This is a genomic window from Burkholderia sp. LA-2-3-30-S1-D2 (genome assembly GCF_001523915.2).
GTDB lineage: Bacteria > Pseudomonadota > Gammaproteobacteria > Burkholderiales > Burkholderiaceae > Burkholderia > Burkholderia diffusa.
Map to the genome: position 1 here is coordinate 1,188,588 of NZ_CP013384.1, position 20,043 is coordinate 1,208,630.

The following is a 20,043-nucleotide window of genomic DNA, read 5'->3' on the forward strand; positions in this document are numbered from 1 at the left end:
GCGGCCACCCAGGCCACCGTCGCGTAGCGAATGCGTGTACGTTACTTCGCCTTCGCAGTCGGCTCCGTCACGAAGCCGAGCTTCGTCAGGCCGCCGGCCTGCGCATCGGACATCACTTCGGCCACACGCTCATACGCAACCTTGCGGTCGGCGCGCAGGTGCAACTCCGGTTGCGGCTGATGCTGTGCCGCTTCCGCGATGTGCGCCTGCAACTGCTCGCGCGTGACCGTCTGGTCGTTCCACAGGATCGTGCCATTGCCCTGGATCGCGACGTCGACGGTCTGCGGCTTTTCGTCGACGGGCTGGCTGCTCGCGTGCGGCAGGTCGATCTTCACCGCGTGCTGCATCGCCGGAATCGTCACGAGGAAAATGATCAGGAGTACGAGCATGACGTCGACGAGCGGCGTCATGTTGATCTCGCTCATCACGCCATCGTCGTCGTCATCGCTGAAGCCGGTGTTCATTGCCATGGTTCACCTCGTCTCAGCTGGCGCGCGAAGCAAGGCGCAGGCCGTCGCGGGGCGACGACGACGCGAGGCGCGCACCCGTCACGAAGTATGCGTGCAGGCCGTGCGCGAAGCGGCGCAGCTTGCTGACGACGCCCTTGTTCGCACGGGTCAGTGCGTTGTAGCCGAGCACTGCCGGAATCGCGACGAACAGGCCGAAGGCCGTCATGATCAGCGACTCGCCCACCGGGCCCGCGACCTGGTCGATCGACGTCTGGCCGGTTGCACCGATTGCGAGCAGTGCGTGGTAGATGCCCCAGACCGTGCCGAACAGGCCGACGAACGGCGCCGTGCTGCCGATCGACGCGAGAATCGCGAGACCGGCCTGCATGCGCGAAATGCCCTCGTCCATCGTGTCCTTCAGGCAGCGCGTGACCCAGTCCGACACGTCCATGCGGTCGTGCAGATGCGGTTGCGTCTGATGGTGGTGATCGGCGGCTTCCTTGCCCGACAGCGCGAGCGCGAGGAACGGGTTGTCGCTCGGCGTCGATGCGGCGAGGCCGAGCTTCTTGATGCCGTCGTTGAAATCGTCCGAATGCCAGAATGCCTGCTCGGCATTCTTCGTGAGACGGTTCAGGCGAACCACGTTCCAGCCCTTGACGATGATCACGATCCACGACAGGACCGACATCACGAGCAGCGTGATCGCGATGGCGCGCGTGACGAAATCACCTTGCGCCCAGACGTGCGCGATACCGTAGCTTTGCATTTTTGTTTCCTTTGAATCTTTCGAATGAGGCGGGTTAATCGTCGAGCGTGAAGTTGAAGGGCAGCGTATGGGCGGCGCGGATCGCTTGCCCGTTCTCGAGGTACGGAGGGCAGGTGCTGGCGCGTGTCGCATCCAGCGCAGCCTCGTCGAGGCGCGGGTAGCCGCTGCTCTTTTGCAACTCGACACTTTCGATCTTGCCCGTCAAGCCGATGACGAAGTGCACATAGGCCGTGCCCGTTTCGCCGCGGCGACGCGACATCGACGGATAGGTGGGCTTCACGAAACTGCACTTGAGCGCCGATACGTTCTTCGGCGCGCTGACTTGCATCGTCTCACGGGCCGGACCGGGCGTGACCGCCGGCGCAGCGGGGGCGGCGGCGGGTGCGGTGGGCGCGGGTGTCGGATCGGCTGCCGGGGCGGGTGTCGGAGACGGTGATTGTGCGACCGGCTGGGGCGTCGGCTTGACGGCTTTCTGCACCGGCTTCGGTTCGACCTTCGGCTTGACGCGCGGCGTGGGCTTCGGTGGCGCGGGTTGCGCAACCGATTCGACCGCGACCGGCTGAGCGGCCGGCGCAGGCGGGATGAGTTGCGCCGTGATCGACTGGACTTCGACCGTCTTCGGCGGCGGCGCGTTGCGATGGAGCCACGCGGCCGTCAGCATGATCGCATGTGCGGCAAGCACACCGACCGCGACGGTGATGACCCGGGGATTCATACGTGAGGCAGCCGGCAAGACGCCGGCAGGAGCGGATTGCGAAGCCTGCATGTTAGCTTGAAAGAACGACGTCGCACCCGGGGCGCGGCGGGTGAATCGGTATTACTTGCGGAAGATCAGCAGCGAGATGCACACGGTGGTCACGAATCCGATCAGCAATTCCATGAGAGGCTCCTTGGCAGGTAAGCCGCTGGCTCGCGCGAAAGATGGCTTGCTGACGGAAGGACATCAAATGCGGCTTCAGCCGCACGGGTATGCTTGGCGCCGCTCAGGCGGCCTTGCGGTCGTAGAACGTGACCGGGATCGGATGAGCATGATGCTCGACACCGCACCGGCTCGCGCAAACGCCTTGCTCGGCCATGAGGTCGCGTACGGACTCCTCGCACTTGCCGCAGCACGTGGCCACGCCGAGCTCGAACTGGAGTTCATCGAAAGAGTTCACGCCCTCGGCGAGGGACGCGCGAATCTTGCGATCGGAAACAGACTTGCACACGCAGACGATCATGATGAGTTGCGATAGCTAACGGTAATGCGAATTATTATCATTAAATTTGCGGACGTTGACAAGCCTGGGTTCGGCTTTTTTTAAGGCCATCGGACCCTTGAAACGGGAGGCGGAGCGGGAGAGGGCGAACCGGCGGCGTGCCGGCCCGCGTCAGACGGTCGCGCAGGCGCGCGCGTTCGGCGAGGAAATGGTGACGGATTCGACCGGCACGTCGAGGCCGAGCAGCGACGATGCGAGTGCGCGCAGTTGCAGGCCGTCGCTCGTCGAGCAGAAGCGTGGCGGCGCGGCGCGCGTGCCGGCCGGCGCGCGCAGGCCGCGTTCGTCGAGCACCCGCGTGAGCTGCCGGGCGATGGCATCGCTCGTATCGACGATCGTCAGCCGGTCGCCGACAAGATCACGGATCGTGTCCGTGAAGAACGGGTAGTGCGTGCAGCCGAGCACCAGCGTATCGGCGCCGTCGTCGAGCATCGGCTGCAGGTAACGCTCGAGCAACGCGCGCAACGCGGGCGAGTTCGTGTCGCCGCGTTCGATCGCTTCGACGAGCCCGTGGCCGGGCTGGCAGATGAAGCGACGGCCGGCGCCGTAGCGGTCGAGCAGCGCCTGGAAGCGCGGGCTGTTCAGCGTCGATTGCGTGGCGAGCACGCCCGCGACACCGGTCGCGGACAGCGCGGCGGCCGGCTTGATGCCCGGCTCGACACCCACGAGCGGTATCGACAGGCGCTCGCGGATGGCTGCGATCGCTCGCGCCGTCGCGGTGTTGCACGCGATCACGAGCGCTTTCGCGCCTTCGCGGGCTAGCCACTCGCCGATGGCAAGCGTGCGCTCCGTAATGAATGCCTCGTCGCGCGGACCATACGGTGCGTGGTGCGAATCGGCGACATAGACGAACGACTCGCCGGGCAGGTGCGCGCGCGCGGCGCGCAGCACCGACAGGCCGCCGAGCCCCGAATCGAAGATGCCGACGGGGGCGGCGGGGCGGACCCCGGAAGCGGCGGGTTGGTTCGTCGTCGTCATGCGGAAGGCGAGGTGGCGATCGTGGCGGGTGTGGCGATTACTCGGGCGAACCCATCATCGTCTGCTGGTAGTTCTGCAGGCCGACCTTGCCGATCAGGTCGATCTGCGTTTCCAGCCAGTCGATGTGCTCTTCGGTGTCGTCGAGGATCTTTTCGAAGATCTCGCGCGACACGTAGTCACGCACCGATTCACAGTAAGCGATCGCTTCCTTGCACGTGGACTGCGAGACCTGCTCGAGCTTCAGGTCGCACTTCAGGATCTCTTCGGTTTCCTCGCCGACCAGCAGCTTGTGCAGGTCCTGCAGGTTCGGCAGGCCGTCAAGCATGAACACACGCTCGATCAGCCAGTCGGCATGCTTCATTTCGCCGATCGATTCGTCGTATTCGTGCTTGCCGAGCTTGTCGAGGCCCCAGTGCTTGTACATGCGCGCATGCAGGAAGTACTGGTTGATCGCCGTGAGTTCGTTCTTCAGTTGGGCGTTCAGGTATTCAATGACTTTCTTGTCGCCTTGCATGGCTGTTCCTTGTTCAGTGGGGCTTCAGAAACCGAACGATAATCGCTCGAACGAGAAAAGCCAAGCCTCGAAGCCTTGTCGGGCCTGCCTTTTGCGGGGAATGAGAATCGGCCCGGGATAACGGGCCGCGCGCAATAACGAGAATGAGAAGTAAAAAGGCCGGACATCCGTCCGGCCTTTCGTGCGAGCGCGCTTAAGCGGTTGCGACCGGGATCTTGCCGATCTTCGCCTGCCACTCCTTCGGGCCGGTCTGGTGCACCGACGTGCCCGATGAATCGACGGCGACCGTCACCGGCATGTCCTGCACGTCGAACTCGTAGATCGCTTCCATGCCGAGGTCTTCGAATGCGAGCACCTTCGCGCCGCGGATCGCCTTCGACACGAGGTAAGCCGCACCGCCGACCGCCATCAGGTACGCCGCCTTGTGCTTCTTGATCGCGTCGATCGCGACCGGGCCGCGCTCGGCCTTGCCGATCATCGAGATCAGACCCGTCTGGGCCAGCATCGTCTCGGTGAACTTGTCCATCCGCGTGGCCGTCGTCGGGCCTGCCGGGCCGACCACTTCGTCACGCACCGGATCGACCGGGCCGACGTAGTAGATCACGCGGTTCGTGAAGTCGACCGGCAGCTTCTCGCCCTTCGCGAGCATGTCGGCGATGCGCTTGTGCGCGGCGTCGCGGCCCGTGAGCATCTTGCCCGACAGCAGCAGCGTCTGGCCCGGCGTCCAGCTCGCGACTTCTTCCGGGGTCAGCGTGTTCAGGTCGACGCGCTTGCTGGTTTCCGTGTTGGGTTCCCACTGGACCTTCGGCCAGGCGTCGAGCGACGGCGCCTCGAGCTTCGCGGGGCCCGAGCCGTCGAGCACGAAGTGCGCGTGGCGCGTGGCCGCGCAGTTCGGGATCAATGCGACCGGCTTCGACGCCGCGTGCGTCGGCGCGGCCATGATCTTCACGTCGAGCACGGTCGCGAGGCCGCCGAGGCCCTGCGCGCCGATGCCGAGCGCGTTGACCTTCTCGTGCAGTTCGACGCGCAGTTCCTCGACCCAGTCCTTCGGGCCGCGCGCGATGATTTCCTGGATGTCGATCGGCTCCATCAACGATTCCTTCGCCATCAGCATCGCCTTTTCGGCAGTGCCGCCGATGCCGATCCCGAGCATGCCCGGCGGGCACCAGCCCGCGCCCATCGTCGGGACCGTCTTCAGTACCCAGTCGACGATCGAGTCGGACGGGTTCAGCATCACGAACTTCGACTTGTTCTCCGAGCCGCCGCCCTTTGCCGCGACCTGCACGTCGACCTTGTCGCCCGGCACGATCTCGTAGTGGATCACAGCCGGCGTGTTGTCCTTCGTGTTCTTGCGGGCGCCTTCCGGCGGATTGACGATCGATGCGCGCAGCACGTTGTCCGGGTGCGTGTAACCGCGGCGCACGCCTTCGTTGATCATGTCGGTGAGACCCATCGTCGCGCCGTCCCAGCGCACGTCCATGCCGACCTTCACGAAGATCGTGACGATGCCGGTGTCCTGGCAGATCGGGCGACGGCCTTCCGCGCACATGCGGCTGTTCGTGAGGATCTGCGCGATCGCATCCTTCGCGGCCGGGCTCTCTTCCAGCTCGTACGCGCGGCCGAGGGCCTGGATGTAGTCGAGCGGATGGTAGTAGCTGATGTACTGCAGCGAATCCGCGATGCTCTGGATCAGGTCTTCCTGTTTGATGACGGTCATGGCTGAGACTCTGTGAGGACTGTGGGGAATACGTTTATGCGTTGGCGGCGGCTTCGACCGATTTGCGGGGCTCGTTCGCTGCAGGCGCGTGCACGTCGCGGGCGTGCGGCTCGTGGAAATGGGCCGGGTGCGTATGGGTCGTCAGGCGGTCGACCCACGCCATCACGAGCGCCGACACGAGGAACGACACGTGGATGATCACCTGCCACATGATCGCGTGCGTCGTGTGCTGGTCGGGGTTGATGAAGGTCTTCAGCAGGTGGATCGACGAAATGCTGATCAGCGCCATCGACAGCTTGACCTTCAGCACGCCCGCGTTCACATGGTCGAGCCACTCGGGCTCGTCGGGGTGGCCCTCGATGCCGAGGCGCGACACGAACGTCTCGTAGCCGCCGACGATCACCATGATCAGCAGATTCGAGATCATCACGACGTCGATCAGGCCGAGCACCGCGAGCATCACGCTGATCTCGTCAAGGCTCGTCGCATGCGACAGCAGGTGCCAGACTTCCTTCAGGAACAGGAACACATAGACGGCCTGCGCGACGATCAGGCCCAGATAAAGCGGAACCTGGAGCCAGCGGCTCATGAAGATCAGCGCGGGCAGCGGGCGCAGGGGACGACGGATGGAGCCGGGCGAATGCGGGGCAGACATGGTGGAGGGTCGGGCGCTGGGCGCAGGTATCGGGGGTAATCTTGAAAAGGCGCGCTATTGTAACGCGTCGGCCGGTGCGACTGCAGCGTCGCGCCGGGGCTGCAGGGGACGGATCAGGACGCGGCGGCCGGCACGCGCTTCACGCGCAGGCTCGCGAGCACGATCCCGCTGACGACGCACGCGAGCGCGATGCCGTGCGCGAGCGTCGGACGTTCGCCGAGGAACGCGATGCCGTATGCGGCGGCCGCGACCGGCAGCACCGCGCTGAACACGCCGGCGAGGCTGCCCGGCACGTGCCGGATCCCTTTCATCCACAGCCAGAACGAGAAGATGCTTGCCGACAGCCCGTACCAGACCACGAGCGCCCACGTACCGGCCGGCACGCTCGCGTAATCGAAATGCCACAACGCCGTTGCGCCGAGCGGCAGCATCAGGCACAGGCCGAACAGGTGCGTGTACGCGCAGATGTCGATTGGCGCGAGCGTCTGCGTGAGCCGGCGCGACAGGATCACGTAGATCGATTCGCAGCACACAGCGCCAAGGATGAGCAGGTTGCCGGTCAGCGAGCCGGCCGACGCGCCCCCGGCGCCGTGAGCGGACGCGCTGCCTGCGCTGCCGTTGGCGAGGTTGATCGTCACGACGCCGGCGATCGCGAGCGCGATCGACACGAGCGCACGGCCGTTCGGTTTTTCACGCAGGATCAGCCACGCGAACAGCGCGACGATGGCCGGGATGGTGCTCGTGATCACGCCGGCCGCGACCGCACTCGTGCGTTGCACGCCGTTGAGCATCAGCAGCGTAAACATGAAGGTGCCGAAGAATGCCTGCAGGAACAGGTTCAGCCATTCCGCGCGCCGGACCGCACGCATCTTCACCGGGCTGAACAGCGGCCACAGCACGGCGATCGCGATCACGAAGCGCAGCGTGGCGAGGATGGCGACCGGGACGAAGACGACGATGGATTTGCCGATACCGACGTTGCTGCCGACAAACAGCATCGACAGGATGAGGAAGAGGGCGTAGCGATTCAAGCTGGAATCCGGGAGGCGAGTTCAGTTAGGATTGTAGGGTCGCGGTCGTAACAGCGTAAAGCAGACTGCAAGGCGCCGCCGCGCGGCGTGCGAAACGGCGATGTCGCGTAAGTGACGGGTAAGTTCGAGCGCTTATCGTGGATAGGGCCGGGCCGTACGTCCATCGTCTTGTGACGTGGTGCGGCGCAGCATCGCGCGCAGCCTTCGGGCGCGCGCGGGTGAGTGGGAGACAGCGGCGCGCAAGCGCCGGCCAAGACGCGGCGCGCACGATCGCGCCGCCATGCAGAGGATTCATGTTCACCAAGGGGTAGTCGATGTCTGCGATTGAATCGGTTCTTCACGAAACCCGCCAGTTTGCGCCGCCCGAGGCGCTCGAGAAGGCGGCGACCATTTCCGGCATGCCGGCCTACCAGGCGCTTGCCGCCGAGGCCGAGCAGGATTACGAGGGCTTCTGGGCGCGTCTCGCGCGCGAGGGCCTCAGCTGGCACAAGCCGTTCACCAAGGTGCTCGACGAGAGCAATGCGCCGTTCTACAAGTGGTTCGATGACGGTGAGCTGAACGCGTCGTACAACTGCCTCGACCGTCACGTCGAAGCCGGCAACGGCGAGCGCGTCGCGGTGATCTTCGAGGCCGACGACGGCACCGGCACGCGCGTCACCTACGCCGATCTGCTGGCACGTGTATCGCGCTTCGCGAATGCGCTGAAGAAACGCGGAATCGGCAAGGGCGATCGCGTCGTCATCTATATTCCGATGTCGATCGAGGGCATCGTCGCGATGCAGGCCTGCGCGCGCATCGGGGCCACGCACTCGGTCGTGTTCGGCGGCTTCTCCGCGAAATCGCTGAACGAGCGGCTCGTCGACGTCGGCGCGGTCGCCCTCATCACCGCCGACGAGCAGGCGCGCGGCGGCAAGACGCTGCCGCTCAAGAGCATCGCCGACGAGGCGCTCGCGATGGGCGGCTGCGAAGCAGTCAAGAGCGTGATCGTCTATCGCCGCACCGGCGGCAAGATCGACTGGCACGCCGGGCGCGACCTGTGGATGCACGAGATCGCCGACGGCGAGCCCGACACGTGCGCACCGGAATGGGTCGGCGCCGAGCATCCGCTGTTCATCCTCTATACGTCGGGCTCGACCGGCAAGCCGAAGGGCGTGCAGCACAGCACCGGCGGCTACCTGCTGTGGGCCGCGCAGACGATGAAGTGGACCTTCGACTGGAAACCGACCGACGTGTTCTGGTGCACGGCCGACATCGGCTGGGTCACGGGCCACACGTACATCACCTACGGGCCGCTCGCGTGCGGCGGAACGCAGGTCGTGTTCGAAGGCGTGCCGACCTGGCCGGACGCCGGCCGCTTCTGGAAGATGATCAACGATCACAAGGTCACGGTGTTCTACACCGCGCCGACCGCGATCCGCTCGCTGATCAAGGCCGCCGAGGCCGACGACAAGGTTCATCCGAAGAGTTACGACCTGTCGAGCCTGCGCATCATCGGCACGGTCGGCGAACCGATCAATCCGGAAGCGTGGATGTGGTACCACAAGCACGTCGGCCAGGAGCACTGCCCGATCGTCGACACGTGGTGGCAGACCGAAACCGGCGGCCACATGATCACGCCGCTGCCGGGCGCAACGCCGACGGTGCCGGGGTCATGCACGCTGCCGCTGCCGGGCATCATGGCCGCGGTGGTCGACGAGACCGGCCAGGACGTGCCGAACGGGCAAGGCGGCATTCTCGTCGTCAAGCGTCCGTGGCCCTCGATGATCCGCACGATCTGGGGCGACCCGGAGCGCTTCAAGAAGAGCTATTACCCCGAGGAGCTCGGCGGCACGCTCTATCTGGCCGGCGACGGCACGGTGCGCGACAAGGACACCGGCTACTTCACGATCATGGGCCGCATCGACGACGTGCTGAACGTGTCGGGCCACCGGCTCGGCACGATGGAGATCGAGTCGGCGCTGGTTTCGCACGAGCTGGTTGCGGAAGCGGCGGTGGTCGGCCGCCCGGACGACACGACGGGCGAGGCGGTGGTCGCGTTCGTGGTGCTGAAGCGTTCGCGTCCGGAAGGCGAGGAAGCGGCGGCGCTCGCGAAGACGCTGCGCGACTGGGTCGGCAAGCAGATCGGGCCGATCGCGAAGCCGAAGGACATCCGCTTCGGCGACAACCTGCCGAAGACGCGCTCGGGCAAGATCATGCGGCGCCTGCTGCGCTCGCTCGCCAAGGGCGAGGCGATCACGCAGGACACGTCCACGCTCGAGAACCCCGCGATCCTCGAGCAGCTCGCCGAAGTGCGCTGATCGCGCCTGTTGTGCACGTTGCGCACACGAGCCCCTGCGCGGCAATCCCGATTGCCCGCGCAGGGGCTTTTTGCTAAATAACGGCATGACCGATTCGTACCGTCCGGCGCCTGCCGCGCCGCCACCCGTTCCCGAGCCGCTCGCGCGTGCCCATGCGCGCTATTGGCGTTTCAACGTCGTGTTGATCGTGGTACTGATGGCGATCGGCTTCACGGTGTCGTTCGTCGTGCCGTTCTTCGCGCCCGCGCTCGCAGGCATCCGCTTTGCCGGTTTCAGCCTGCCGTTCTATGTCGGCGCGCAGGGCGCGATTCTCGTGTATCTCGTGCTGATCGTCGTCTACATCGGCCTGATGCAGCGCGCGGACCGCCTGCTGCGGCGCGCGTACGACGAACATGCGGCGCACGCGGGCAATGCGCACCATGCCCGCTGATCCATGCTGACGCATCGACTGATTCGCGCGTACGCGCTTTACACCCTCGGCTTTCTCGGGTTCGTGCTGCTGCTGTGGCGGATCGAGCGCGCGACCGGTTCCGGCGTGTGGATCGGCTACGTGTTCCTGTTCGTGCCGATTGCCGTGTATGCGGTGATCGGGCTGCTGTCGCGCACGTCCGATCTCGTCGAATACTACGTGGCCGGGCGGCGCGTGCCGTCCGCGTTCAACGGGATGGCGACGGCGGCCGACTGGCTGTCGGCGGCGTCGTTCATCGGTCTGGCCGGCTCGCTCTACGCAACCGGCTACGATGCGCTCGCGTACGTGATGGGGTGGACCGGCGGGTTCTGCCTCGTCGCGTTCCTGCTCGCGCCATACGTGCGCAAGCTGGCGCGCTACACGATTCCCGATTTTCTCGGCACGCGCTTTTCCAGCACCGCCGTGCGCGCGCTCGCGGCCGGCGCCGCGATCCTGTGCTCGTTCGTCTATCTGGTCGCGCAGATCCAGGGGATCGGGCTGATCGCGACGCGCTTCATCGGCGTCGACTTCGCGATCGGGATCTTCTGCGGGCTCGCGGGCATTCTCGTGTGCTCGTTTCTCGGCGGGATGCGCGCGGTCACGTGGACGCAGGTCGCGCAGTACATCATCCTGATCAGCGCGATCCTGATTCCCGTGTCGCTGATCGCGATGAAGAACGGGCTCGGGCCGGTGCCGCAGTTCAATTACGGCAAGCTGATGGAACGCGTGGCGGCGCGCGAGGCGCAGGTGCGCGATGCCGCACCGGAGCAGCAGGTGCGCGACGCGTATCGCCGGCAGGCCGCGGTCGTGCAGGCGCAGCTCGACCGCTTGCCTGCATCGTATGCGGACGCTCGCCAGCAACTCGTCGACCAGCTTGCGGAGCTGCGGCGCCACAACGGGCCGCTGCGCGAGATCAACCAGCGCGAGCGCGAGCTGGCGGACTTTCCGCGCGACCCGACGGCGGCGCGCGTGACCTGGACCCAGACGCGCGACGATCTGCTGGCACGCGCCGAGCCACCCGTGCCGATGCACGAGCCGTTTCCCGCGGCGAACGACGACGACCGCAAGCCGCGCAAGCGGAATTTCCTCGCGTTGCTGTTGTGCCTGTCGCTCGGCACCGCGAGCCTGCCGCACATCCTCACGCGCTACAACACGACGACGTCGGTCGCATCGGCCCGGCGTTCGGTCGGCTGGACGTTGTTCTTCATCGCGCTGTTCTACCTGAGCGTGCCGGTGCTCGCGGTGATGATCAAGTACGAGATTCTCACCAGCCTCGTCGGGCGGCCGATCGCCGAGCTGCCCGCATGGGTCACGCAGTGGCATCACTTCGAACCGGACCTGATCAGCGTCGTCGAGGTGATTCGCGACGGCATCGTGCACTGGTCGGAGATCCAGATGCAGCCAGACATGGTCGTGCTGGCCGCGCCGGAGATCGCGGGATTGCCGTATGTCGTGTCGGGGCTGATCGCGGCCGGTGCGCTGGCCGCGGCGCTGTCGACCGCGGACGGGTTGCTGCTGACGATCGCGAATGCGCTGTCGCACGACGTCTATTACTGCATGGTCGCGCCGGACGCGTCGAGGCAGCGGCGTGTGACGATCTCGAAGGTCTTGCTGCTTGGCGTCGCGCTGTTCGCGTCGTATGTCGCGTCGCTCAGTACGGGGAAGATTCTGTTTCTGGTCGGGGCGGCGTTTTCGCTCGCGGCGTCCAGTTTCTTTCCGGTGCTCGTGCTCGGAGTGTTCTGGAAACGCACGACGACGCGCGGTGCGATCGCCGGGATGCTGACGGGGCTCGCGGTATGCGTGTACTACATCGTGTCGACGTATCCATACTTCACGCAGCTGACGGGGTTCGCCGGGCGGACGTGGTTCGGGATCGAGCCGATCAGTTCGGGTGTGTTCGGCGTGCCGGCGGGGTTCGCGGTGGCGATCGTGGTGAGTCTGCTCGATCGGCAGCCGGATGAATACACGAGGGCGCTGGTGGATTACATTCGGCATCCGTGACGCTGAGGCGCTGGACGCGGGACATCGCGGGGGGAAGAAGTCTTCGATGTTGCGCAAGGCCAGATACAGCAGTTTGCCAGCCGCTTCGTCGCTCGGTGTCGAGCGACGCTGCTGGCGCCTCGGCCTGGAGACCGGCTTGATCGCGGCAGTCAGCGGCTTGCGGTCCTTTCAGCTCGCCAGATTCAGCGAATTGCGGATCAGATGCGCGATGCAGGTCTGGATTTGGGCGGCCGGATAGCCGCCTCGATCGCTTCGGGGAAGCCGCGCAAACTGTCGGCCACCGCGATCGGGATGTCGTGCAAGCCTCGGTTCTTCAGTTCGTTGAAGACCTTCATCCAGAACTTTGCGCCCTCGGTTTGCTCGATCCACAGACTCAGCACTTCCTTGCGACCGTTGCACAAATGCCCAGCGCCAGATAAGCATTCGACCAGGACGCCCGAGCGCGGATAGCTATTCGGTGGACATGCGTCAGGCGTGCCCGTCCCTGGTGTTTTGCGCTTCGTTGTTTCCCGCGTCTGTCGGCCGCGGTGCCGAGGTGAAGTCCGGTGGCGGCGTTTGATAGTTGGTTTGATAGCCACAAAACAAAAAGCCCCGCAAATCATTGATTTTGCGGGGCTTTTTAAATCATTTGGCGGAGAGAGGGGGATTCGAACCCCCGATAGGCGATTAACCTATACACGCTTTCCAGGCGTGCGACTTAAACCACTCATCCATCTCTCCGGAAGACCGAGAGTATAGCAAACTCTGGCGGATGGTCGCCACCCCCTTGGGCGATCCGCCGAAATCGACCGGAAAGCCGCCTTCCGCGGGTCGCGCGGCGGCCTGCTTCGTATCGAATCCGGCCGCGCAGAAGGGCCATGCTCCCAGTTACGCCCGGGCCCGGCCGCATGGCCGCGCGAGTCTGTTATCTTCCCGGGCATCTCATCGCTTTCCTGCCTCTCCATGACCGACCGCATCGTCGCCGCATTCGATTTCGACGGCACCATCACGACCACCGACAGCTTCCGTCATTTCGTCCGCTACGCGGTCGGCACGCCGCGATTCGCATGGGCCGGGCTGCGCGCGCTGCCGTGGATCATCGCGATGAAGGCGGGACTGTTGTCGCGCGGCGATGCGAAGGCGAAGTTCGCGTGGTTTGCGCTCGGGCCGATCCGCGAGGACGCGCTCGACGTATTGGCGCGCACCTTCGTCGACGGCTACCTGCCGAACCTCGTGCGTCCGGACATGCTGGAGCGGGTGCGCGAGCATCAGGCGCGCGGGCATGAAGTCGTGCTGGTGAGCGCATCGCCGTCGCTGTATCTGGAGAAGTGGGCGAAGACGGCCGGCATCGACACGGTGCTCGCGACGCGCCTCGCGTTCGAGCGCGGCACGTTCACCGGGCGGTTGAACGGAGAGAACTGCTGGGGCCCGCAGAAGGTCGTGCGCTTGCGCGGTTGGTGGGGCAATCGGCTGCCCGCGAAACTGTTCGCCTACGGCGACAGCCGCGGCGACAAGGAAATGGCCGAACTCGCGAACTGGGCGTGGATCCGCGGGCGGGGGCCGATGCCGCCGATCGGCGACTGACGGACTAACGCGACACCGGCGCGGCGAGCAACCCCGCCCGCTGCCGTCAAGCGTCGGCCCGCCGCGTGCCGCGCACACCGCGAACCGGACGATACGCACCCCAGCGATTCGAGCGCTTGAACGTGCCGACGTCGTTGAACCGCACACCGACTTCACGCAGTGCCTTATGCGCGGTGCGCGCGGTCAGCTGCCGGATGTAGAACGGATCGCGCACCACGAAATGATGGATCGCATGCGTGCTGCCGAAGTTGAAGCAGAACAGCTGGAACGGCAGCATCCACCACGGGTTGAGCACCTGAGTCTGCTGGATCACGTTGCGCGAATCGATGTCGCCGAAGTAATGCATGTTCGAGCTGACGAAGTTGATGCAGAAGCTGCGCACGAAGTTCGGCCCGAGCCACACGACCGCGAGGAAATCGACGACGTGCATCACGCGCTCGACGACGGTCGGCACGGTCACTGCATAGCCGAACGCATGCAGCGCGAACAGGCCGGCGTGATAGACGATGAACGCGTGCCACAGCGCGTAGTACGCATGACCGATCGGCATGTAGGACGACACCTGCTCGATGCGCAATTGCGCGCGTTCGGCCGCATCCTGCACCGGTTGCGCGGCCACGTACTGCCTGACCTTGCGGCGCATCGCCTCCGGCCGCAGCACGACGGCGAGCATCCCGTCCGCGATCATCAGCAGCCGCTTCACGCCCCAGCGTTCGCCGTTGGTGATGCCGAATTCCTCGAGATCCGATTCGCCGCCCGACACCTTGTGGTGATGCAGGTGCATGCGCCGGCGCGTCCACGGGTTGATCGTGCCCGGCCGCGTGAGCCAGCACAGCGCCATCATCAGGTGATAGGCCCACGGTGTCTTCTTGAAGTACATCAGGTGGATCAGGTCGTGCTCGAGTTCGTGGATCAGCGACGTGACGAACGCGGCGAGCGGCAGCGCGACGTACCACGCGATCGCGCCGCGCGCATACAGCCAGGCGATCGCGAGCATCGCGCTCACCGACACGGCCATCACGGTCGCGCCGACGAGGTTCTGGTTGTCGAGCAGCGGAAAGCGCGCGCGGATCGCGTCGCTCGCGGCGTTGACCTCGCGGCGGACGTACGCGACCTTGTCGGCGTCGTGACGAAAGACGGTTCGTGCAGATTGGCTCATCGACCGGAATCCGAGCAGAGAGAGTGGGGCGCAATGCCGATGTGACAAGCATAGATGGGCCTCGTGGCGCACGCGAGGGCCGCCGGTGCCAATGATGGTGTCATTTCGGGCCACGTTGACCCGCGCGCCGGCCTGCGATGCAGCGTCATGCGGCTAGAGTGCCGACGTGGTGTCATTGCGGGCCAGCGACGCTACAATCCGCCGAAAACCGCTCCGGAGTCCGCCGTATGGCCCTGTCCGTCCCGGATGCCGCGCGCCAGCTGAACAAGGCGACGGTATCGTCCGCGTATGCGCTGTTCATGCTGATGCTCGCCGAGGAGCGCGGCATCGATGGCGGCCGAATTCTCGCCGGGTCGGGTGTCGAGCGCGACCGGCTCGCCCAGCCCGACGCGCGCATCACGCCGCTGCAGCAGGCGGCGATCGTGTTCAACCTGCTCGAGGCGACGGACGATCCGTCGATCGCGATCGAGATCGGCCTGCGCAGCAGTCTCACGAAATCCGGCCTGATCGGCTTCGGGCTGATGAGCTGCGCGACGCTCGGCGAGGCGATCGCGCTCGGTATCCGCTACCTGCCGACGCGCGTGCCGTTCTTTTCGGTGCGGCTCGCGCAGCTCGACGGGATTGTCGACATCGACGTGCTCGAGGCATTTCCGCTTGGCCGGCTGCGCCAGTTCGCGGTGGAGAACTTCCTGGTCGAGACGGCGATCCTGTTCAACTCGCTGCTCGATCCCGCGCCCGGTCGCACGCTGCGGTCGCGCGCGGAGCTGCATTTCGAATGGCCCGAACCGCCGTGGTTCGAGCGCTATCGCGAGCGGCTGCCGCGCTGTCATTTCGACGCGAGCGCGAACCGCATCCGCTGCGACGCGGCGCTGCTCGACGAGCCGATCGGCACCGCGAACGCGCAGACCGCGCAGATGATCGTCCAGCAATGCGAGGCCGAGCTCGCGCGGCTCGGCTATGCGGAAAGCATCGTCGAGCGCGTGCGCAACCTGCTGATCTGCGGCGACGCCGGCTATCCGTCGGTGGACGAAGTCGCGCGCGAGCTGCACGTGTCGGCGCGCACGCTGAAACGCAAGCTCGCGGAATTCGGCGCGACCTACTCCGCGCTACTCGACGAGATCCGGCTGCGCGATGCGCTCAGGTTGCTCGAGGGCACACGCCTGCCGGTCGACGAGATCGCGGCGCGGGTTGGCTATACCGACCGCGCCAATTTCACGCGTGCATTCAAGCGCTGGACCGGCGTCGCGCCGAGCGAGCGGCGCTGACGGCGCGGCGGGCGGCGCGGCCGGTGTCGGTGGCGCGCCCTGCATCGATCAATCGGCCCGTCAGACGATCGCAACCCAGTTCGCCCCGCGACCGCCCGGCACGCGTGCGTGCAACGACAGCGTGCCGTCGCTTGGCTCGACCGCATAGACCGACACGTATTCCGACTGCTCGCCGCATGCGACGAGCCAGCGTCCCGACGGATCGATCGCGAAGCCGCGCGGCTGCGTTTCGGTGGCCGTCGCATGAGCGGGTTCGAAGGTGCCGTCCGCATGCTGGCGATAGCAAAGCAACTGGCTCGACGTGCGTTCGCTGACATACGCGAAGCGCTCGTCGGGCGTCAGGTGGAGATCGGCGGCCCACACGGCGGGTTCGGTCGGCGCGGGTGGGCGCGCATGGCCTCGCGCGAGGTCGATGACGGCCGGGTGACGCGCGCTGACTTGTGCGTTGCCGAGGCGGCCGCTGTCGACGTCGCGCGAGAAGGTCGCGAGCGTGGCCTGGAATTCGCTGACCGCGACGAGCGTGTGGCCGTCGCGCGCGAAGCGCAGGTGACGCGGCCCGAAGCCGCCCGGCACGCGCGTTTCGCCGTGCTCGACCGCGCGCAGGCCGCCTGCATCCTCGACCAGCGCGAACGTGAAGATCCGGTCCGAGCCAAGCGAGCTCACGTACGCGAATCGATTGTCCGGCGACACGACGACGGCATGCGCGTTCGCGATGCCGTGCGCGACCTGCAGCGGCGCGCCGTCGCCGTCGCGCACGCGCGCGGCGTCGTAGAGGCTCAGCGAGTTGCCGCCGTACGACGCGCCGAGCAGCCAGCGGCCGCTCCGATCGAGCGACAGGTACGCGTGGCTCGCGTCGATCGCGGTTGCGCCGATGCGGGCGAGCGCGCCGGTGCCGGCAGCGATGCGGAATGCGACGATCGTCGGCTCTGCGCCGCGCGTCGCGACGTACAGCCGCCCGCGATCGGGCTGCACGGCGACCGGCATCGCGACGTCGCCGGCCGGGTAGCGGGCGAGCGGGGCGAGCGCGCCGTCGGAGGTGAGCGAGAACGTGGCGAGGTCGCCGTCGACGGCATTCGAGACGACGACGGTCAGGCGGTCAGTGTTCGGCATGGCGGAGCAGTGCGGTGTTCGTGAAGGACTCGTCGGCCGGCAGGCCGCGCGGCGGATCGCTGCGCCGGTGCGTGCGGGCGAACAGCGCGGCGACCGCGGCGACGAGGGATGCGATCGCGAGCGCATACAGGCCGCCCGTGATCGAACCCGTATGTTGCTTCAGATAGCCGAAGGCCGTCGGCGCGACGAAGCCGCCGAGGTTGCCGATCGAGTTGATCAGCGCGATCACGGCCGCGGCCACGCGCGTGTCGAGATAGCCCTGCGGGATCGGCCAGAACAGCGACGACGCGGCCTTGAAGCCGAGTGCGGCGAAGCAGATCGACGCGAACGACCAGACGGGATCGTGCGACGTCGACGCGAACAGCCCGCACGCGGCGAGCACGAGCGCGAACGACAGCCAGCGCTGCGGATGTTTCCACTTCGCGGACAGCACCGCGAAGGCGTACATCGCGCCGATCGCGATCATCCACGGAATCGTGTTGTAGAGGCCGACCTGGAAGTCGGTGAGGCCGCCCATCTTGCGGATGATGGTCGGCAGCCAGAAGGTGGCCGCGTAGATCGTGAGCTGGATCGCGAAATACAGGAAGCAGAACAGCATGATCTGCGGGTCGCGCAGCAGCGTGGCGGCCGATACGTGCACCTTCGAGCGCACGTCGCGGGTCGCGCGTTCTTCATCGAGCGCGTTCTGGAGCGCCGCGCGTTCGTCGGCGGTGAGCCACGTCGCGTCGCGGATGTGCGATTTCAGAAGCAGCCAGCTCGCGCCGCACAGCGCGACCGAGAACATCCCTTCGATCAGGAACATCCACTGCCAGCCTTGCAGGCCGAAGCCGTGGATCGACAGCAGCGCGCCGGTCACGGGCCCGGACAGCACCGACGCGAACGCGGAGCCGCCGAGGAAGATCGCCATCGCCTTGCCGCGCTCCTGCGGCGGCAGCCATTGCGACAGGTACAGCACGACGCCGGGGAAGAAGCCGGCCTCGGCTGCGCCGAGCAGGAAGCGCAGCACGTAGAACGACGTGTCGTTCCACACGAACGCCATCGCGGCGGCGACGATGCCCCACGTCGCCATGATCCGCGCGAGCCAGATGCGTGCACCGTAGCGCTGCATCAGCAGGTTGGACGGCACTTCGAACAGCGCGTAGCCGACGAAGAACAGGCCGGCACCGAGTCCGTACGCCGCCGCGCCGATACCGATCGACGCTTCGAGGTGGCGATCGACGAAGCCGACGTTGACGCGGTCGATGTAGTTCGCGATGAACATGATCAGCACGAGCGGCAGCACGTGCCATTTCACTTTCGAGACGGCGGACGCGAGCGGGTCGCGGCCGGGCAGGGCAGGCGTGGTCAATGGAGTCTCCGGTCGGGCGGCGGACGGGGCGGCGGCCCGCGTCGGCGTCGGGTGGTGAGCTAAGTAGTATGTTGTCGTACGACATGGTACGCTTCAGATTCCGGCGTGACGTCGCGGGTTTACCCGAAATTCGGCCAAATAATGAGACATCGCAGCGGGAGATAATTGGGCGCCATCACGTCTGATGACGTATGACGTGATTCGGCAGCTCGACGGCAGCTGTACCCTTGGCGGCCCGCTCTACGCTGCGATGGGCGTCGCCCCCGGGTGGGCGCCGCCCGCTACGCCATCGACACGACGCTGTTCAGCAGCATCTTCACGAGCACGGCCTGGCGCGTTGCGCCCGTCTTCGCGAAGATGCCGCGCAGGTGTGCGCGGGCGGTGTTCTTCGTGATGCCGGTGGCGGCGGCCGCTTCGTCGAGCGTCAGGCCGTCGACGAGCAGCAGTGCGATCTCGGTTTCCATCGGCGTGAGGCGAAACAGCCGGTGCAGCATGTCGCGCGAGGTCTGCGGCGACGACGCCGGATCGCGGACGAACACCGCGACGGCCGGCCGGTGCTGGCGGTCCTCCGCGCCGTGATAGGGCGCGAGCGGGCGCAGCAGCACGTTCAACGGCATCGCGCCGCCGGGGCGCGATAGCGTGGTGGCCTCGATGCGCCCCAGCGCGCCCGCGCGGAAATGCTCGAGCGTGGCCTGCAACGCCTTCTGCAGCCGGCGCTCGTCGAGCGGGCACGACGCATGGAGCCGCTCCTGGCGCAGGCACAGGCCGTCCTGCTGCGCGAGCAGCCGTTCGGCGATGCGGTTGTGCTTGATCACGCGGCCATCCTCGTCGAGGATCGCGGTGCCGACGTCGAGCCGGTCGACGGTGCCCGCGTACAGCGCGCGCTCGGCGTCGAGCACGTCGAGCGCCGCATGCAGCTCGACCGCGCGCTGCAGGTGGGGCAACAGCGTCGCGACCTGCGCGCGTTCGGCCGCGTCGAAGTCGCGGGCATGATGCGCGCGGCTCACGAAGAACGCGCACTCGACGCCGCGCTCGCCGCGCAGGTTCGCGCCGAGGATGAAGCGCAGGTCGAGCGGCTGCAGGTACTGCCGGTAGAAATCGTGCGCGCACCAGCGGGCGGCGCCGAACAGTCCGTCTGCCGTGAACACCTGGCCGGGCGGCTGGTCGAGAAACGGGCACAGCGCATAGAACTGCTCGCTGTACGACGGCTCGCCGGGCAGCAGCGGGCCGTCGGCCGACGCGTTGATGATGAGCCCGCGCCGCGAGCCACCGGGGTTGCGCAGCACGAGCGTCGTGAAGCGCGCGTCGAGCCGCACGCGGATCGCTTCGAGAAAGCGCGCCCATGGCGTCGTTTCCGACAGGCCCTGATAGACGAGCCCGAGCCACGCGCTGAGTTCGCGAGCCGTCCACGCGGCGTCGTCGAAACCGTCGTGCGCGGCCGTGTCGTCGGGCGCCAGCGCGATCCGCATGCTCGTGTTCTCCTGGG

The 20,043-nt window shown here is 66.5% G+C and carries 18 protein-coding genes, 1 tRNA gene and 1 pseudogene; 5 read left to right on the forward strand and 15 right to left on the reverse strand.

Annotation, left to right across the window (positions count from 1 at the left end):
* Positions 1-41: 41 nt before the first annotated feature.
* From WS66_RS18235 to WS66_RS18275, 9 genes are all read right to left on the reverse strand, one after another.
* Entirely contained in the window at positions 42-470 is a 429-nt protein-coding gene (locus WS66_RS18235; RefSeq protein WP_006754473.1) for an ExbD/TolR family protein, read from the reverse strand.
* Between the two features lie 13 nt (positions 471-483).
* The gene (locus WS66_RS18240) at positions 484-1,215 is read right to left on the reverse strand and encodes a MotA/TolQ/ExbB proton channel family protein (RefSeq protein WP_059600977.1); all 732 of its coding nucleotides are present in this window, start codon (positions 1,213-1,215) and stop codon (positions 484-486) included.
* A 34-nt stretch (positions 1,216-1,249) separates the two neighbouring features.
* Positions 1,250-1,981: an energy transducer TonB gene (locus tag WS66_RS18245; RefSeq protein WP_059600979.1), complete on the reverse strand. Its 732-nt coding sequence runs from the start codon at positions 1,979-1,981 to the stop codon at positions 1,250-1,252.
* Positions 1,982-2,198: 217 nt separating this feature from the next.
* Positions 2,199-2,435: a (2Fe-2S)-binding protein gene (locus WS66_RS18250; protein ID WP_006482749.1), complete on the reverse strand. Its 237-nt coding sequence runs from the start codon at positions 2,433-2,435 to the stop codon at positions 2,199-2,201.
* Positions 2,436-2,585: 150 nt separating this feature from the next.
* The gene (murI, locus tag WS66_RS18255) at positions 2,586-3,449 is read right to left on the reverse strand and encodes a glutamate racemase (RefSeq protein ID WP_059600981.1); all 864 of its coding nucleotides are present in this window, start codon (positions 3,447-3,449) and stop codon (positions 2,586-2,588) included.
* Positions 3,450-3,486: 37 nt separating this feature from the next.
* Positions 3,487-3,963, reverse strand: coding sequence for a bacterioferritin (bfr, locus tag WS66_RS18260; RefSeq protein ID WP_059600984.1), 477 nt, complete (start codon positions 3,961-3,963; stop codon positions 3,487-3,489).
* A 193-nt stretch (positions 3,964-4,156) separates the two neighbouring features.
* A complete protein-coding gene (locus WS66_RS18265) occupies positions 4,157-5,680 on the reverse strand; it encodes a fumarate hydratase (RefSeq protein ID WP_059600985.1) in 1,524 nt (507 codons plus the stop codon).
* Between the two features lie 34 nt (positions 5,681-5,714).
* Positions 5,715-6,335 carry a TIGR00645 family protein gene (locus WS66_RS18270; protein ID WP_059600987.1) on the reverse strand — a complete coding sequence of 207 codons (621 nt, stop codon included), beginning with the start codon at positions 6,333-6,335 and terminating at the stop codon, positions 5,715-5,717.
* Positions 6,336-6,448: 113 nt separating this feature from the next.
* The gene (locus WS66_RS18275) at positions 6,449-7,366 is read right to left on the reverse strand and encodes a DMT family transporter (protein WP_059600989.1); all 918 of its coding nucleotides are present in this window, start codon (positions 7,364-7,366) and stop codon (positions 6,449-6,451) included.
* Positions 7,367-7,680: 314 nt separating this feature from the next.
* Here WS66_RS18275 and acs point away from each other — a divergent pair, with 314 nt between their 5' ends.
* From acs to WS66_RS18295, 3 genes are all read left to right on the forward strand, one after another.
* Positions 7,681-9,663: an acetate--CoA ligase gene (gene acs / locus WS66_RS18285; RefSeq protein ID WP_108064698.1), complete on the forward strand. Its 1,983-nt coding sequence runs from the start codon at positions 7,681-7,683 to the stop codon at positions 9,661-9,663.
* Between the two features lie 85 nt (positions 9,664-9,748).
* On the forward strand, positions 9,749-10,093 hold the full coding sequence (locus WS66_RS18290; protein ID WP_059599039.1) for a DUF4212 domain-containing protein: 345 nt from the start codon (positions 9,749-9,751) through the stop codon (positions 10,091-10,093).
* A gap of 3 nt (positions 10,094-10,096) precedes the next feature.
* Complete coding sequence (locus WS66_RS18295; RefSeq protein WP_059599040.1) at positions 10,097-12,112, forward strand: sodium:solute symporter family protein; 2,016 nt, start codon at positions 10,097-10,099, stop codon at positions 12,110-12,112.
* Between the two features lie 171 nt (positions 12,113-12,283).
* On the opposite strand, the pseudogene WS66_RS18300 reads toward WS66_RS18295, so the two are convergent.
* Positions 12,284-12,513: pseudogene (locus WS66_RS18300) on the reverse strand (transposase); the annotation flags it as partial.
* A gap of 228 nt (positions 12,514-12,741) precedes the next feature.
* A tRNA-Ser gene (locus WS66_RS18305) sits at positions 12,742-12,832 on the reverse strand.
* Positions 12,833-13,054: 222 nt separating this feature from the next.
* Here WS66_RS18305 and WS66_RS18310 point away from each other — a divergent pair.
* Positions 13,055-13,675 (forward strand): HAD family hydrolase, encoded by a 621-nt coding sequence (locus WS66_RS18310; RefSeq protein ID WP_059599042.1) that lies wholly within the window; start codon positions 13,055-13,057, stop codon positions 13,673-13,675.
* A gap of 46 nt (positions 13,676-13,721) precedes the next feature.
* Here the strand turns inward: WS66_RS18310 and WS66_RS18315 are convergent, their stop codons facing one another.
* Complete coding sequence (locus tag WS66_RS18315) at positions 13,722-14,834, reverse strand: fatty acid desaturase (RefSeq protein WP_059599043.1); 1,113 nt, start codon at positions 14,832-14,834, stop codon at positions 13,722-13,724.
* A 227-nt stretch (positions 14,835-15,061) separates the two neighbouring features.
* Here WS66_RS18315 and WS66_RS18320 point away from each other — a divergent pair, with 227 nt between their 5' ends.
* On the forward strand, positions 15,062-16,099 hold the full coding sequence (locus WS66_RS18320) for an AraC family transcriptional regulator (protein ID WP_059599044.1): 1,038 nt from the start codon (positions 15,062-15,064) through the stop codon (positions 16,097-16,099).
* A 60-nt stretch (positions 16,100-16,159) separates the two neighbouring features.
* On the opposite strand, the gene WS66_RS18325 is transcribed toward WS66_RS18320, so the two are convergent.
* From WS66_RS18325 to WS66_RS18340, 3 genes are all read right to left on the reverse strand, one after another.
* Positions 16,160-17,209: a lactonase family protein gene (locus tag WS66_RS18325; RefSeq protein WP_059599045.1), complete on the reverse strand. Its 1,050-nt coding sequence runs from the start codon at positions 17,207-17,209 to the stop codon at positions 16,160-16,162.
* The gene (locus WS66_RS18330; RefSeq protein ID WP_059599046.1) at positions 17,196-18,557 is read right to left on the reverse strand and encodes an MFS transporter; all 1,362 of its coding nucleotides are present in this window, start codon (positions 18,555-18,557) and stop codon (positions 17,196-17,198) included. The genes WS66_RS18325 and WS66_RS18330 overlap by 14 nt, the downstream gene beginning before the upstream one ends.
* Before the next feature lie 281 nt (positions 18,558-18,838).
* Positions 18,839-20,026, reverse strand: coding sequence for a helix-turn-helix transcriptional regulator (locus WS66_RS18340; RefSeq protein ID WP_059599047.1), 1,188 nt, complete (start codon positions 20,024-20,026; stop codon positions 18,839-18,841).
* Positions 20,027-20,043: the final 17 nt, after the last annotated feature.